Below are 16,487 nucleotides of genomic sequence, written 5' to 3' on the forward strand. Positions count from 1 at the left end.
GGAGCCAGATATGAACATAGAGATGCATAACATCCATAAGGCTTTTGGAAAAAACACCGTTCTCTCCGGGGTCTCCTTTGACCTCGTCACAGGTGAAGTCCACGCACTCATGGGTGAAAATGGTGCGGGAAAATCAACTTTAATGAATCTGCTTACAGGTCTTTATTCTTTAGATCAAGGAACGATACAAATCGACGGAAAAGAAATCGCTTTCAAAAATCCGAAGGAAGCGGAGGAGCACGGCATCGCCTTCATTCATCAGGAGCTCAACATATGGCCGGATATGACCGTCTTGGAGAACCTATTCATCGGGAAAGAAATCTATACGAAACTCGGACTGCTAGATACTAAGAAAATGAAGACCCTCGCCCAAACGCAGCTGGACCGTTTGTCTGTGAATCTCTCACTTGAACAAGAGGCAGGCAGCTGTTCTGTTGGACAAAAACAGATGATTGAGATTGCAAAAGCATTAATGACCGATGCAAAGGTCATCATCATGGATGAGCCGACAGCAGCTCTTACGGAACGGGAAATCGAGAAGCTCTTCCAGGTCATTGAATCTCTCAAAAAAGAAGGCGTTTCCATAGTCTATATTTCTCACCGTATGGAGGAAATCTTTGCAATCTGTGACCGGATTACGATCATGCGTGATGGGAAAACGGTCGATACGAAAGCCATACCTGAAACGAATTTCCATGAAGTCGTCAAAAAAATGGTCGGCCGTGAATTGACAGATCGATATCCTGAGCGAACGCCTTCTACAGGAGACATTGTCCTTGAGGTGAAACAAGCAACGAGAAAAGGACAATTTCAAGATATCAGCTTCTCAGTTAAAGCTGGAGAAATCGTTGGTGTTGCAGGCTTAATGGGTGCTGGCCGGACCGAAATGATGCGGTCGCTGTTTGGTCTTGATCCTCTTGATCAAGGAGAAATATGGGTTCATGGAAAAAAGGCTGTTATTAAAAAACCAAGTGATGCCGTCAAGCTCGGCATCGGCTTTATCACAGAGGATCGCAAGGATGAAGGATTGATGCTTGATGCATCCATCCGGGAAAACATCGGTCTGCCAAACTTAAAAAGCTTCTCTCCAAAGGGACTGATTGATAAGAAAACAGAACAGGATTTTGTCGACCTTCTCATCAAACGACTGACGATTAAAACGGCTTCCTCTGACATCTCTGCCCGAAGCCTGTCTGGTGGAAATCAGCAAAAAGTTGTCATCGCCAAATGGATCGGCATACAGCCGAAGGTCTTGATTTTAGATGAACCGACACGAGGAGTCGACGTCGGAGCGAAACGAGAAATCTATCAGTTAATGAATGAGCTGACCGATCGAGGCGTTGCCATTTTAATGGTCTCCTCTGAGCTCCCAGAGATACTCGGGATGAGCGACCGGGTGCTCGTCATTCATGAAGGAGCCATCAGCGGAGAATTAGACAAAGCAGAAGCAACGCAGGAACGAATTATGACACTAGCTACAGGAGGGAAGTAACATGAAACCACTTACTTCAAATGGACGATTTGATCACATCATGCAAAAGCTTGGGCCATTCTTAGGACTCATCATCCTTGTTGCCATTGTTTCTATTTTAAACCCGGCCTTTTTAGAGCCATTAAACATCTTAAACTTACTGAGACAAATATCCATTAATGCCCTCATTGCCTTTGGCATGACGTTTGTTATTTTAACTGGAGGTATTGATTTATCAGTCGGTGCTATTCTTGCACTGTCCAGTGCCCTGACTGCCGGCTTTATCGTTTCTGGCATGGATCCGATTTTAGCCATTATCGTCGGCTGTATCATCGGTGCCGTTCTTGGGATGATCAACGGTCTTTTAATCACAAAAGGCAAGATGGCTCCATTTATCGCAACGCTTGCCACGATGACAATTTTCAGAGGTTTGACACTCGTTTATACAGACGGAAACCCGATTACTGGGCTTGGCTCTAACTATGCATTTCAGTTATTCGGCCGCGGATATTTCTTAGGCATTCCTGTTCCAGCGATCACGATGCTTCTCACCTTTATCGTACTTTGGGTACTGCTTCATAAAACACCTTTCGGCAGAAGAACATATGCCATCGGCGGGAATGAAAAAGCGGCTCTCATCTCAGGAATCAAAGTACCACGCGTGAAAATTATGATCTATTCATTAGCAGGCTTCATGTCTGCCTTAGCAGGTGCGATCTTAACATCTCGCCTAAATTCAGCGCAGCCAACAGCTGGTACGTCCTATGAGCTTGATGCCATTGCTGCCGTCGTACTTGGCGGGACAAGCCTGTCCGGTGGAAGAGGACGAATTGTCGGCACACTCATCGGGGTGCTCATTATCGGTGTCCTGAACAATGGTATGAACTTACTTGGCGTTTCATCATTCTATCAATCTGTTGTGAAAGGGATTGTCATCTTGATTGCAGTCCTATTAGACAGAAAGAAATCTGCTTAAGGAGGCAGCCGCTATGAAAAAATATCTTATTCTCATCCTGACTCTCTCATTGTTCATGCTTTCTGCCTGCTCACTTGAACCGCCGGAGTGGGCCAAGTCATCAAAGGATGGCAAGAAAAAAGACATCAAAATTGGGCTGTCGATCTCGACGTTAAATAACCCATTCTTCGTTTCTCTGAAAAACGGTGTGACAAAAGAAGCGAAAAAGCTAGGCATTGAAGTCGTGATTGCAGATGCACAAAATGATTCAGCTAAACAAACAAGTGATGTTGAAGACCTTATTCAGCAAGGCGTCGACGCATTGCTCATCAACCCAGCGGATTCATCTGCCATATCAACCGCTGTCGAATCAGCAAACGCTTCTGATATACCTGTCATCACATTAGACCGTTCAGCCGAAAGTGGAAAGGTAGAAGCACTTGTCGCCTCAGATAACGTCAAAGGCGGAGAAATGGCAGCTAAATTTATCATTGACAAGGTTGGCAAAGGAGCAAAAGTCGCTGAATTAGAAGGCGTACCAGGCGCTTCCGCTACACGTGAGCGTGGAAAAGGATTCCATCAAATAGCGGATAAAGATTTAAAAGTGACAGCAAAACAAGCTGCTGACTTTGACCGGACAAAAGGACTGAATGTCATGGAAAACCTCCTTCAAGGAAACCCTGACATCAAAGCCGTTTTTGCCCATAATGATGAAATGGCTCTTGGCGCACTAGAAGCGATTCAAAGCTCTGGGAAAGACATTCTTGTCGTTGGCTTTGATGGAAACGAAGATGCACTCAGCTCAATCAAAGCAGGAAAGCTCTCTGCAACAGTCGCGCAGCAGCCTGAGCTGATCGGTCAACTGGCAGTCGGTGCTGCAAACGACGTATTAAAAGGGAAAAAGGTACAAAAGAACATCGCAGCTCCACTCAAACTAGAACAGAAGAAATAAACAGAAAACCCCCGATTTCCCTCGGGGGTTTTCCTATTACTGTGGTCTTTTCAGCACAAATGACGTGCCTAAATGGGCATAATCATTACCTGCTAGGCGAGCAACTGGTTTCAGTTCATTAGTAGAAACATAGCCTTTTTCTGCATCATAAACACCCTCATCTAAATGTGCACATACAACCCGGCCAATGATATGATCAACTGTGATCTCCCCTTCATCATTTTGAAAGGTCAGATGTTTTTCCAGCTGACATTCAAAACGAATGCGCGCTTCCTTGATTCCCGGCACTGAAATGACATGACTCTCTACTTGATGAAGTCCGGTGCGATCCAGCTCACTCTCTTCCCGAGGCAATGTAGCAGCTGTTTCATTAATATCTTCTATCATGTCTTCATCACTCACATGGACGACAAACTCTTCCCTGTCAATGATATGCTGCGCAGTATCTTTCATCTGACCATCACGTCGTCCGATAGAAACCGCAATGAGCGGCGGGTGTCCGCTGATGACATTAAAGAAACTAAATGGTGCGGCATTGACAACATCTTCTTTAGACAGACTTGTAATAAACGCTATCGGTCTTGGAACGATAGAACCAGATAATAATTTATATGCCTCTTTTCGTGACAGCTGATCCATTTGCAATGTAATCAATTCAGGTACGCCTCCTTTTAATGTAACGACATCATACCATAACCCGTTCCCTATACCTCTTATTCCAGCTCGGTGCGATGCAGGATATGGTGAACAAGATGAAATAAAGCAGGATTATGATTTTCCCGTCTATAGGAAATCGTCCATTCCGCCAGAAGCTGTTCATCCTCAATGGCCCGATATACAACATCCAGATTAAATAAACGCCGGGCTGATTTTGGAATCACTGCAATACCGATCCCTGCTGTGACGAGGCCAATGATCATTTGATATTCCGCCGCTTCCTGCACGATATTTGGAGAAAACCCGTACTTTTCACATAGCAGGACAAAGTGCTGATAAAGAGACGGCCATGATTCCTGTGATAAAGAAATAATCGGTTCATGACGGATATCTTCAATCGCGACCGTCTCTTTATTAGCCAATCGATGATTTTTTGGAATCGCAAAAATACATTCACTTTGCTTCATCAAACGACTCACTAATTCTTCATGCGGCGGTGTAGGATGTAAAAAACCGATATCAATCTCACCATTTAAAAGTGCCTCTAGCTGCTGCGGAACAGAAAGCTGCTGCAGCTCAATACTGACAGAGGGATACAGCTCCCTGAATTCACGTACAACGGGCGGCAGAATATCGTACGTCGCCGTTCCAACAAAACCTATGATGATTTTCCCCAGCTCTCCTCTTGCTGTATGACGGGCATGATCAACGGCTTTATCAAGCTGCTGCAGCACTCCTCGAACCTCATGTAAAAAGACCTTTCCAGCTGCTGTTAGCTCCACCACCCGCTTCGACCGGTGAAATAAAGGAAAACCCAATTCTTCCTCAAACTGCTTAATTTGCTGACTAAGTGGAGGCTGTGTCATATTCAACCGCGCGGCTGCTCTGCCAAAATGCAGCTCCTCCGCTACTGTGACAAAATACTGCAAATGTCTCAGTTCCATCCTTTCACTCCTCACACACTTATTCGTGAAACATATCAAAACCACGTTAAACATATATTGGAAAATTTATTTTATGAAATGTATAGTAAATCATATCATGAAAATATATTTTCATAAAAAATTTTACTTGCCGAAAGGAGTGCGGGGTAAATGAAATCTCAAGCACAACCCCTAACAAGACGAGGAGCAGAGTTGATTGTTGATACGCTGATTGCTCAAGGTGTGACCCATGTTTTTGCGATTCCAGGTGCAAAAATTGACGCTGTATTTGATGTATTAAAAGACAGAGGTCCAGAGCTTGTCCTATGCAGACACGAACAAAATGCAGCCTTTATGGCAGCTGCTGTCGGACGATTAACCGGCAAACCAGGTGTTTGTCTCGTCACATCAGGTCCTGGTGCATCTAATTTAGCAACAGGTCTATTAACAGCCAATACAGAAGGTGATCCTGTTGTCGCAATCGCTGGAAACGTCATTCGTGCAGATCGTCTAAAACGAACACACCAATCACTCGACAATGCGGCATTATTCAAACCAGTCACAAAATATAGCGTTGAAGTACAAGACGTTCATAATATACCAGAAGCATTAACGAATGCTTTTCGCGCGGCACAAAAAGGGCAGGCTGGAGCAGCATTTATCAGCTTTCCACAAGATGTCGTGACAGAACACACCACACAAACACCAGTGTCTGCTCACCCTTCTCCAGAATTAGGTCCTGCACCAGATGCTCTCATCAGTTCGGCTATCGCCAAAATTCAAAATGCACACTTACCTATTGCGATTGTGGGAATGAAAGCTAGTCGTCCAGCTGCTGCAAATGCCACAAGAGCATTATTAAAAACACTTGGTATCCCATTTGTTGAAACGTATCAAGGAGCCGGCGTTCTCTCAAGAGAGCTCGAGTCTCAATATGTAGGCAGAATCGGCTTATTCCGTAATCAGCCGGGTGATCTTCTCATTGAACATGCAGATGTCCTTTTGACCATTGGCTTTGATCCAATTGAATATGATCCGAAGCATTGGAATCTTCAGCCGCAGCAGCGTCAGATCATCCATGTTGATGACATGCAGGCAGATATTGACCATTTTTATGAGCCAGCGCTTGAGCTTGTAGGCAATATTTCTGAAACCGTCAAACATCTAGCGCATGACAGTGTTCCCCTTTCACTTAGCAAAGAGAACATAGAATTCGTCACTGAATTACAGGAACTATTAAGCGACATCGAAAAGACACCAGAAAGAGAAAGTCATCGATCTCACCCTCTGGATGTCATTCATACATTGAGACGTCTGATTCCTGATGACACGAAGGTCACGTGTGATATCGGATCTCATGCGATTTGGATGTCCCGTCACTTCCGCGTCTATGAACCGAACTCATTCCTGGTGAGTAACGGCATGCAAACATTAGGCGTCGCATTACCATGGGCAATTGCGGCTTCTATCATGAATCCAGATGAAAAGATTATCTCGGTCTCAGGTGATGGCGGTTTTCTCTTCTCCGCAATGGAGCTAGAAACAGCTGTCCGGAAGAAAACAAACCTCGTTCACCTTGTTTGGAACGACAGCACATACGACATGGTCGCGTTCCAGCAGGAAATGAAATATGAGCGTACATCCTGCGTTGAATTCGGGCAGATCGATTTAGTGAAATATGCGGAAAGCTTTGGAGCAACTGGACTAAGGGTCAACTCACCTGAGGAGCTTTCAACCGTCCTTCAAAAGGGTATAAACATAGAAGGACCCGTGATTATTGATATTCCGATTGACTATCAAGACAACCCTGACCTCGCCAGTCAAAAATGGCCAGAAGTCTTTCGCAAAAAACATGCAATGAACGTCAGATAAGACTTCGATACATTACATTAAAGGAGTGAGCGGTTATGGGTATGATGCACCCAATGAATCAACAGAATGACACAAGACAGCATGACAAACAGCAAGAGGTCTATCAAGTATCGACAATGACCTCCCTGCTGGAAGCCGTATATGATGGAGATTTCTCCCTCGCACATATTCCTGAACACGGTGATTTTGGCATCGGTACATTCAATCAATTAGATGGAGAGCTGATCGGCTTTGACGGCGCATTCTACCGGCTGCGCTCGGACGGAACAGCGACACCGGTCACCAATCAAGATTATTCACCATTCTGCTCTCTAGCATTCTTTGAAACAGATATCGTTCATCGAATTGATGCACCTATGACGTCTAAAGAACTTGAAGAAGAAATCGACCGCATTTTACCAAGTAAAAATATCTTTTATGCGGTCCGCATTGATGGATCATTCAAAAAGGTTCAAACACGTACGGTTGAAAAACAGGAAAAACCTTACGTTCCAATGGTAGAAGCAGTCAAGTCTCAGCCTATTTTCGACTTCGAGGATATTCAAGGCACGATCGCAGGCTTCCGTACACCGCAGTATGCACATGGCATTGCGGTGAGTGGATATCATCTTCATTTTATTGATGAAGATCGAAGTGTTGGCGGACACGTATTTGATTACACTGTTGATCAAGTCACCATCCGCATTTCTCAAAAACGCCATATGAATTTACACCTGCCAAATACGCAGGAATTCTTCCAAGCAGACATTGATCGTGCTGATCTTGCACAGCAAATTGCCAGTGCAGAAAGCAGCCCGGATCAATAAATGAAGACACCCCGATGATTCCGGGGTGTTTTTTTATGCACAAAGATGTTTTCTCGCACGTAATGTTTTCGTTTCGATACCAAAATAGAAATCATCCATTCTATTCGTAATAAAATATGATAGAATATCAACAGAAGAAAGGTGGTTATACGGTGTCAAAAGACTATAGCATTCCAAACCTAACATTAGACGAAAGAGATAAACAAATTTTATCCCTATTACACGAGGATGGGCGCATGTCTTATACAGATCTCGGCAAACAGGTTGGTCTGTCACGTGTTGCCGTACAAGCCCGCATTCAGCAGCTCATTGAAGCAGGAGTCATTGAACGATTCACCGCTGTAATTAACCCCGCGAAGGTCGGCATTCATGTCTCTGTCTTCTTTAATGTAGAGGTAGAGCCGAAATTTTTAGAAGCGGTAGCCCTTCAGCTTGAAAAGGAAACGGCTGTCACAAGCCTTTATCACATGACAGGACCAAGCAAGCTGCATATGCATGGCATTTTTCAACATGAACAGGAAATGGAGACTTTCCTGACAAAAAAGCTATACCCGCTAGAAGGCGTTGTCAGTGTGGACTGCCAAATGCTCATTAAACGATACAAAAGCCGCATGGGCATGAAATTGTAGACAGGAGTTGAACCACTTGCAATCATATATCGAACTCATTATCGCTATGGTGCGAACCGGTATTCTCGGTTTTGGAGGAGGCCCTTCCGTCATACCGCTTATTCGCCATGAAGCGGTGGTGAAATACCAATGGATCAACGATGACGAATTCGGAGAAACACTCGCCATCGCCAATGCATTACCAGGCCCAATCGCAACGAAAATGTCAGCATACCTCGGCTATCGATTAAAGGGCGTATCTGGCGCAATTGTCGCCACAGCTGCTCATATTTTACCAACATGTCTCGCCATGGTAGCCCTTGTCACACTTGTCAGCGTCTTAAGCTCCTCACAAATCATTCAAAATATGATTGGCGCTGTGACCCCTGTCATTGCCGTGCTGCTCGGCATCATGGCATATGAGTTTGGACAAAAAACGCTGAAAGGCTTCGGTATGATCTTCGGGATCGCTCTATTCCTTCTTGCTTTTATTGGGCTGCAAGTGCTGTCCATTCATCCAGGAATTATTGTCATGATCTTTTTACTTTATGGCGCCTTTCATTTTAAACTGAAAAATCGCTGGAATCGGCCAAATAAAGAGAAAGGAGTGTCTTCATGATGCTGATTCTCTTTTTATTCTGGGCTTTCTTTTTATCCAATCTATTAGGATATGGCGGTGGCCCTGCATCCATCCCGCTCAATTATGAAGAAATCGTCAATCATTTTCATTGGATGACGAACGAAGGATTCTCCAATATGCTGGCTTTAGCCAATGCACTGCCGGGGCCAATCGCTACGAAGATTGCAGCATATGTCGGCTATGACGTCATGGGCTGGCCAGGCTTTATCGTGGCACTGCTTGCAACTGTCCTGCCGTCCGCTGTTGGGCTGATTTTATTGCTCAAGCTCATTAACCGCTTTCGTCAATCTCCCGTCGTAAAAGGCATGACCTTATCCGTTCAGCCTGTCATTGCGATGATGATGCTTTTATTAACATGGGAAATCGGCGGAGATGCTGTGAAAGCCATCGGCTGGACGCAATCGCTCGCCATTGCTGCGATCTCCTTTTTCTTGATGACCAAATTCAAGCTGCACCCTGCTTTTCTGATTGTGGCTGCATTTTTATATGGCGGATTCATTCTGCCGCATTCATAAAAACCGATAACATTCACTGTTATCGGTTTTCTTTTACATATAAATTGGAGAAACTGATCTGCGCCCAATCGAATGATACTCGACCCCCGCTTGTTCTGCCGCTTCAAGTGTATGACAGTTTCGTCCATCGAAAATAAGCGGCCGCTTCATCCATTTCTTATAGGAAGCGAGTGGAAACGACTGAATATCCGCCCACTCTGTTAATAGACAGACCGCATCGGCATCCTTGATCGCTTCCTCAATCGTTTGAGCAAATAAGACTTGATCCGGCAGCTCGCGAGCTGCATGCCGGGCAGCAACAGGATCATATGCCACAAGCTCCGCACCTAATTGATGGAGCTCATGAGCGATCGGAATAGATGGCGCCTCCCTCATATCATCTGTATTCGGTTTAAAGGACAGACCAAGAAGCGCAATTCGCTTCCCTTCAAGAGCTGCCCCCAGCCGCTCCTGAATATTGCGGATAAAACCTGCCCGCTGCTCATTATTTACTTTGATGACAGCCTTTAACAACTCAAAATCATGGGACACATGCCCTGCAATTTGGACAAGTGCATTTGTATCCTTTGGAAAACAAGAGCCTCCGTAGCCAATGCCCGCTCTGAGAAAGGAAGAACCGATCCGCTGATCAAGTCCCATTCCCTGCGCCACCCATTCAACATCAGCCCCTGTTTTTTCACAAATGGAGGCAATCTCATTCATAAAGCTGATTTTTGTCGCAAGAAATGCATTTGATGCATACTTGATCATTTCAGCACTTTTACGGTCTGTTTTCACCAACGGAAGGTGGAAATCAGCATACATGTCCTCTAACTTGTCTAATACGGCTTTTGTTTCAGCTCCAATCACTAGCCGATCCGCCCTCAATGTATCTGAAATGGCAGAGCCTTCCCGTAAAAATTCTGGGTTAGATGCAATCGCTAGTGGCTCCTTCCGTCCTAATTCTTGATGGATCAACTGATCGATTTGATCCCCCGTTCCGACAGGAACCGTACTTTTCACCACAAGAATCGCCCCTGACTTTGCTTTTAAACCCATCTCTTTCGCAGCCTGAAACACATACTGTAAATCAGCTTGGCCATCTGCCTGCTGCGGGGTGCCGACCGCAATCATTAACACATCTGCCCGCGGGTAGGCTTCCGCTCCATTTATGCGAAAATGAATTCGTCCCTGCTCAAGGTTGCGCTTCAATAGCTCTTTTAACCCTGGCTCATACATTGGGGGATTTCCTTGTTTCAGCTGCATGACCTTTCGGCGGTCAATATCAATACACGCCACATCATGACCTGCCTCCGCTAAACACACACCTGTCACAAGCCCCACATACCCACAGCCTGCAATCGCAATATTCATGACACCATCAGCTCCCCATACTCCTTATGCTTGTAATGACATCGTATGCCGGGAGCGTTCATTCCATTCTTAAAAGCATACAAAAACCCCCTGCCATCACTAGCAGGGGGTCACTTTTATGAAACAAGACCATTTCGAATATGAGCAATCAGATTTTCAAGCATTTCTTTTGTTGTGACATCATTTGAATTTTCACCAATATCATGAGCGTACATCAAAATCTTTAAAAACTCTTCTTGATTTAAACCCTTATTATCCATGTCTGTATCCTTTCGATTCCACTAATTTCATTATTATATGCTGTAAGGTTGGTTTATGCAATACTCTATTACATCATTCGACAGCTTTTGAAATTTATGACCATTTTCATGAAAAACTTTTTTATAAATCCCCATTGAGCTATAATAAAAGAATTGGAATCTTTTACTTGGTTAGGAGCGGATCAAATGCTTCAGCACAACATCAACGAAGAAGAAATCAAACAAACAGCCGAACAGATCAAAGAACTTCTTCCTGCAACAGATGAAAACAAACAACTCATCAAAAAAGCATTGATTACTTATAGACAGGACAGCGTATATCGGCTCAAGCAAGAGTCTGATACCGAATGGTCAGCTTATGTACATGATGTCGTGGCAGCAAGAGTCCACCTTCATGTGCTATTTCCTGTGAGAAGCAGCTGCTCATGTCCAGCAGATGGACTTTGTAAACACATTCTCGCTGTCTTCTTTTCGCTATACGCTCAAGTAGAGAGTGTGACCGGGTTTACAGAACATTGGTCAGAAAAAGATGAATTACAGCGCAGCAAAGAACTGATTCGCCAGCACTTCCAAGTGAAGCGCCCAGACGAACAATCACTCCAAAGCTGGCTGACTTTTTTCCAAGAGGAATTTAACCTCTGGCTGAAACGGACACCGAAGCACCAGCAAACACCGCAGCATTTATATTACGGCTATTTATCGATCCTAAAAAAACACGCACCTGCTTCACCTGAATTCAAGAGCTTGTATGCAATTCATACGTCGATCGATGTATGGCTGAGGCTTCATGAACTCGTCGACCTCGGCCGGCTTGATGCCGAAAAAGACTTTTATTCCATGAATCCCTATGTAGAACAGCTCATGAACACCATTTTCGATTCAGTGGATCATTTGAAGACATACGCCCTTTCCTTTTCCCTCGATCCGTTTCTTGAAAACACACCAACTGCCGTTCGCACACTTCTTCAAATCAATGGACCTTTCCAGCATGAACGAGTAGCGGTCTTTATGGAGATTTGGGGCACCATATTAAATAGAGGGAAATGGGTCAAAAAAGAAACAGAATTACTAAAGAACGCCCAGAAGAAAGAACAAACGGTTGAACGTACCATCGGGCTGATGCACATGGATTATTTACTGAAAGAAGACGAAAGCCTCTTTCAGCAATTACAGCTGCTTAATGCGGATATGCTGCCAAATGTGCTCAATTGGCTGAAGGATCTCACAAACCGAAAGGACTGGAAGCGGCTCAAGCTCTGGTATCATGAAATCACCTATATATTAGAGGAATATTGCCAGCTCGACCTTTCCTACAGAGAACTGCGGGGAGCCGTCAGTGATTTCTTCTTTTATTTAGATGCATACTTTAAGCAAACGAAGGATCATCATTTATATGAACGTTATCTCCAAATCTGTATGCCCTATGCGTTTACAGAATACAGTCAGCTCTTGTATGCACAGCAGCGTTATGCGGAATGGATTGAGATTCACAGCCTTGTTGGTTTCTCCATTAGTGAACTGGAGAAGGATTTGATCAAACAGATTGCAAAAGAGGAGCCGGAAGCCCTCATTCCATCGTACCACCGTGAAATCTCACTTCTTCTCGATCAAAAGAATCGAAGTGCTTATCGAGAGTCTGTGAAAATGCTGAAGAAACTGCGCACGCTTTATCATAAAACGAAAAAAACCGTGATCTGGGAAAGGTATGTAAAGCAGCTGCAAGATTCAACAAAACGGCTGCGTGCGTTCCAAGAGGAAATGAAGAAAGGAAAATTGATTGATGACACGCCATAAACAAATTGTCATTCATGCAGAACAAACTGAAGATTTCTCTTTCACCATTTCAGCGCAAGCAGAGGACGGACACCCTGTTCCGCTTAATGAAATGAAGAGGCAGCTTTTCCAATGGCACGAATCTTCTTTCTACGGAACATTTTTAGAAGATGTCAGCTTTATTGGCACTCCTGCCTTTCTGTTAAGCCCTTGGATGACCGTTGAATTGCTAGGAAAAAATTCATTTAATACGTTTAGTCATGTGACATTAACGGATGAAACGGAACCACTGATGAAGACAGCCTCCACCATTTACGAATTCATCGAGGACGAAGATTTCGCTCCCGATTATGAGGCGTGGACAAAAGGCGAGCTTCGGTTTAAAGATAAAGAAGGCCTATTAGATGGTTATACGGCTGATTGGTTCTCCTTTGCTGTACAGGATTACATTCAGTATGATGATGCCTTGCAGCACAAATGGGAACTCATGAACGCACAATCGCCTGCGCTCTCAACCTTCCAAGGACATTTTCTAGATGAGCAGGATTTCTTGGAGACGATTGGCTGGATAGATGATGAGACGCCGTTCACTGTCGGCTTGCGCTTAAATGAACCGGATTTTGACGGAGATGATTGGAAAATCGAATTGTTTTTGCGGGACAAGAAAAACAGTGACCTTCACTTTTTTGAAGGCATTCGTTCATTGAAAAGGTCTTGGCATCCGTATCAAGATAAAATTTCAAGAGAGCTGGAACGATTCAGTCAAATCGTCCCTTGGCTTTCTTTCACATCTGGCACCACACTTATGTCAGAAGAAGAAGCATGGCTCTTCCTATCTGAAGCAAGTGAAACACTTGTCAATATGGGCATTGAGATTCTGCTCCCATCGTGGTGGCAAATTGTTAAAGACAGCACGATGATGTTAAAAGCAAGGATTTCTTCTACACCGCGAGGCGAATCGCATGTCGGAATGGACGCATTAATGGACTTTAATTGGCGCTTTGCTACAAACGGCATTGAACTAACAGAAGGTGAGTTCAACGAACTTGTCCAAAGCAAACGGCGCCTTGTCAACATTCGAGGACAATGGATCAAAATAGACCCGACCTTCATTCAGCAAATGAAAAAGTGGATGGAGCGTGCCGAAAATGAAGGGCTTCACATGTCTGATATTTTGTCACGCGAACTGGCAGATCAAGAAGCTTCCTCTGAATCGATTCCAGAACTACTAGACAGTTCAGCATTTGCCCATATTCAATTTGAACTTTCATCGCAATTAAGAGGGCTTGTCCACCAATTAAATGATTCGCACGAGCTGCCTTCTTACGAAATGAGTGAGTCCTTCAAAGGCACACTGCGTCCGTATCAGCAGCATGGCGTGAATTGGCTTTTATTTTTAAGATCTCATGGATTTGGGGCTTGTTTAGCAGATGATATGGGACTTGGGAAAACGATTCAAATGATCGCGTATTTCACGTATTTGAAGGAGCAGGAGCAAAATGCCGCTCCATCTCTCATCATTGCGCCGACCTCAGTTTTAGGAAACTGGCAGCGAGAGCTCGAAACATTCGCACCACATTTGAAGGTTGCCCTGCATTATGGCCCATCGCGTCCACAGGGAGAGGACTTCACAAAAGCATACGAGTCAACAGATATTGTTCTGACGTCTTATGGACTCTCACATTCTGATCGTGATGAATTAACGGCAGCAAAGTGGAATACCATTTGCTTAGACGAAGCCCAAAACATCAAGAACGCCCATACGAAACAATCGAGAGCGATTAGACAGCTCAAAGGACAGCATCACATTGCCCTTAGCGGGACACCAATGGAAAACCGTTTGACAGAGCTTTGGTCCATATTCGACTTCGTCAACAAAGGATATCTCGGCAGCCTGACCAGCTTCCATAAAAAGTTCGTCCTTCCGATTGAAAAAGACCGTGAAGAAAAAAGAATTGAACAGCTCCAGCAGCTGATCAAACCATTTTTATTAAGACGAACAAAACAAGATGAAGAGGTTGCCCTGAACCTGCCTGAGAAACTCGAAGAAAAAGAATTCATTCCGCTCTCCGCTGAGCAGGCGTCTTTATATGAACAGCTCGTGAAGGATACATTTGAACACATGGCATCATTAACAGGGATGCAGCGAAAAGCCATTATTTTAAGTATGCTTGGCAGACTCAAACAGATTTGTGATCACCCTGCGCTCTATTTAAAAGAGAGCGGAACAGATGTGAAACTGCTGAAACGTTCGTTAAAAATGGATAAACTCGCAGAGCTGTTAAAAGCGATACATGAGCAGGGAGAAAGCTGTCTCATCTTTACGCAGTATATTGAAATGGGCAACATGATCAAGCAGCTGGCAGAAAAGATGTTTGGAGAACCGGTCCAATTTTTAAATGGCAGCCTCTCAAAACAAGAGCGGGACAAAATGGTGGACCGCTTCCAGAAGAAAGAATTCAACATCTTAATTCTCTCTTTAAAGGCAGGAGGAACAGGACTCAACCTGACCGCCGCAAACCATGTCATTCACTACGATAGATGGTGGAATCCTGCTGTGGAAAACCAAGCAACAGACCGAGCTTATCGGATTGGACAAAAACGATTTGTTCACGTCCATAAGATGATCACAACGGGCACAATCGAGGAAAAAATCGATCAAATGCTCGAAACAAAACAAACATTAAATGATCAAATTATCCAAAGCGAAAGCTGGATTACAGAGCTATCGACAAACGAACTAGAAGACTTATTTACCTTAAGTGCCGCCGCTCAATCATCTTAATCACAGCAAAAAGAGGACTTTTCATTAATCTTGAGAAAAGTCCTCTTTTTCATTTCATATAACGTACGCTAAATGTTCAGTTTTTTCAATGCAGATTTCACATTCATATACGTATTTAATTCACGGAAGTCCTCTCTCATTTCTCCCATTTTCATTGCAAGATTCGGTTTAATTCCTGTCACAATGAGTTCAGTACCTGTCATTAAAATCAAATCGTTCAGCTTAAAGATCGCATCTGCCACAAATGAATCCACTTCTAATAATCCGGACAGATCGACAATAAAATAATCATCCTTGGATTGAGAGATATAGGTGGAGACCGTTGAAATGATCTTATCAAATCTAGGCGCTGTTAACGTACCAATGATCGGTAACACAGAGATACCATCTTTCACCGGAACGATTGGGACAGAAATATTCAGCACTTCATCAATTGATTGCTCAAGAAGCTCCTGCTGTTCCTTCTCTTTCGTGACATCCTTTTGCAGACCAACGAAATAAAGACGTTTTCCTTCCTTTTCGTCAATCCAAAGAGGAGCGACACTTAACTCGTTCCAAAACATTTGTCCTGATTTTTTATAATTTTTCAGCTGAACCGTGACAGCCTCTTTGTTCTCAATGGCTGTTCTAATTTGCTTGAGAGCGATTTGTTCAGTTTCATCTCCCTGAAGGAAACGACAATTCCTCCCCAATACTTCGGTTTCTTGATAGCCTGTCATATCTAAAAAGCCCTTGTTCACATATATTAAAGGATTATCAGGTAAAGACGGGTCCGTCACCGTCAGGCCAACCTGAGTATAGTCCAAGGCTTCCTTGATTAAATGCAGATTTTCGGACTTATAAGATTCCAGCGCCATTCGTTTACTCTCCTTATTTTCCTTACAAGCGGGTTATATTCATAATTAAATTATATGATG

At 44.0% G+C, this 16,487-nt stretch carries 15 protein-coding genes; 10 read left to right on the forward strand and 5 right to left on the reverse strand.

Annotated features, from left to right (window positions below; translation table 11 throughout):
- Window positions 1-10 precede the first annotated feature (10 nt).
- From NSQ76_RS17850 to rbsB, 3 genes are read left to right on the forward strand one after another with little or no spacing between them, the layout of a single operon-like run.
- Complete coding sequence (locus NSQ76_RS17850) at window positions 11-1,492, forward strand: sugar ABC transporter ATP-binding protein (RefSeq protein ID WP_034624481.1); 1,482 nt, start codon at window positions 11-13, stop codon at window positions 1,490-1,492.
- 1 nt (window position 1,493) lies between these two features.
- Window positions 1,494-2,447, forward strand: a complete 954-nt coding sequence (rbsC, locus tag NSQ76_RS17855; protein WP_024423678.1) for a ribose ABC transporter permease RbsC — start codon at window positions 1,494-1,496, stop codon at window positions 2,445-2,447.
- Window positions 2,448-2,460: 13 nt separating this feature from the next.
- Window positions 2,461-3,378 (forward strand): ribose ABC transporter substrate-binding protein RbsB, encoded by a 918-nt coding sequence (gene rbsB / locus NSQ76_RS17860; RefSeq protein WP_024423679.1) that lies wholly within the window; start codon window positions 2,461-2,463, stop codon window positions 3,376-3,378.
- 36 nt (window positions 3,379-3,414) lie between these two features.
- Here the strand turns inward: rbsB and NSQ76_RS17865 are convergent, their stop codons facing one another.
- Both NSQ76_RS17865 and alsR read right to left on the reverse strand, forming a co-directional pair.
- Complete coding sequence (locus tag NSQ76_RS17865) at window positions 3,415-4,032, reverse strand: flavin reductase family protein (RefSeq protein WP_024423680.1); 618 nt, start codon at window positions 4,030-4,032, stop codon at window positions 3,415-3,417.
- A 59-nt stretch (window positions 4,033-4,091) separates the two neighbouring features.
- Window positions 4,092-4,979: an acetoin biosynthesis transcriptional regulator AlsR gene (gene alsR, locus NSQ76_RS17870; protein WP_024423681.1), complete on the reverse strand. Its 888-nt coding sequence runs from the start codon at window positions 4,977-4,979 to the stop codon at window positions 4,092-4,094.
- Between the two features lie 150 nt (window positions 4,980-5,129).
- Here alsR and alsS point away from each other — a divergent pair, with 150 nt between their 5' ends.
- The 5 genes from alsS (at window position 5,130) to NSQ76_RS17895 (ending at window position 9,399) form a co-directional block, all read left to right on the forward strand.
- Complete coding sequence (alsS, locus tag NSQ76_RS17875; RefSeq protein ID WP_034624479.1) at window positions 5,130-6,830, forward strand: acetolactate synthase AlsS; 1,701 nt, start codon at window positions 5,130-5,132, stop codon at window positions 6,828-6,830.
- A 35-nt stretch (window positions 6,831-6,865) separates the two neighbouring features.
- Entirely contained in the window at window positions 6,866-7,636 is a 771-nt protein-coding gene (gene budA, locus NSQ76_RS17880) for an acetolactate decarboxylase (RefSeq protein ID WP_024423683.1), read from the forward strand.
- Window positions 7,637-7,788: 152 nt separating this feature from the next.
- The gene (locus NSQ76_RS17885) at window positions 7,789-8,265 is read left to right on the forward strand and encodes an Lrp/AsnC family transcriptional regulator (protein ID WP_024426311.1); all 477 of its coding nucleotides are present in this window, start codon (window positions 7,789-7,791) and stop codon (window positions 8,263-8,265) included.
- A gap of 16 nt (window positions 8,266-8,281) precedes the next feature.
- Window positions 8,282-8,863, forward strand: coding sequence for a chromate transporter (locus NSQ76_RS17890; RefSeq protein ID WP_034624477.1), 582 nt, complete (start codon window positions 8,282-8,284; stop codon window positions 8,861-8,863).
- A complete protein-coding gene (locus NSQ76_RS17895) occupies window positions 8,863-9,399 on the forward strand; it encodes a chromate transporter (protein ID WP_034624488.1) in 537 nt (178 codons plus the stop codon). The genes NSQ76_RS17890 and NSQ76_RS17895 overlap by 1 nt, the downstream gene beginning before the upstream one ends.
- 33 nt (window positions 9,400-9,432) lie before the next feature.
- Here the strand turns inward: NSQ76_RS17895 and NSQ76_RS17900 are convergent, their stop codons facing one another.
- A complete protein-coding gene (locus NSQ76_RS17900) occupies window positions 9,433-10,752 on the reverse strand; it encodes a UDP-glucose dehydrogenase family protein (protein WP_034624474.1) in 1,320 nt (439 codons plus the stop codon).
- 116 nt (window positions 10,753-10,868) lie between these two features.
- Window positions 10,869-11,012 (reverse strand): hypothetical protein, encoded by a 144-nt coding sequence (locus tag NSQ76_RS17905; protein WP_003214884.1) that lies wholly within the window; start codon window positions 11,010-11,012, stop codon window positions 10,869-10,871.
- Window positions 11,013-11,198: 186 nt separating this feature from the next.
- On the opposite strand from NSQ76_RS17905, the gene NSQ76_RS17910 reads away from it, so the two are divergent.
- Window positions 11,199-12,806, forward strand: coding sequence for an SWIM zinc finger family protein (locus tag NSQ76_RS17910; protein ID WP_041115535.1), 1,608 nt, complete (start codon window positions 11,199-11,201; stop codon window positions 12,804-12,806).
- A complete protein-coding gene (locus NSQ76_RS17915; protein ID WP_341055230.1) occupies window positions 12,793-15,570 on the forward strand; it encodes a DEAD/DEAH box helicase in 2,778 nt (925 codons plus the stop codon). Before NSQ76_RS17910 ends, NSQ76_RS17915 begins: the two co-directional genes overlap by 14 nt.
- A 68-nt stretch (window positions 15,571-15,638) precedes the next feature.
- Here NSQ76_RS17915 and NSQ76_RS17920 read toward each other — a convergent pair whose 3' ends face one another.
- The gene (locus tag NSQ76_RS17920; RefSeq protein ID WP_029706346.1) at window positions 15,639-16,427 is read right to left on the reverse strand and encodes a PAS domain-containing protein; all 789 of its coding nucleotides are present in this window, start codon (window positions 16,425-16,427) and stop codon (window positions 15,639-15,641) included.
- Between the last annotated feature and the right edge of the window lie 60 nt (window positions 16,428-16,487).

Source organism: Bacillus sp. FSL M8-0256 (assembly GCF_038005765.1).
GTDB lineage: Bacteria > Bacillota > Bacilli > Bacillales > Bacillaceae > Bacillus > Bacillus safensis.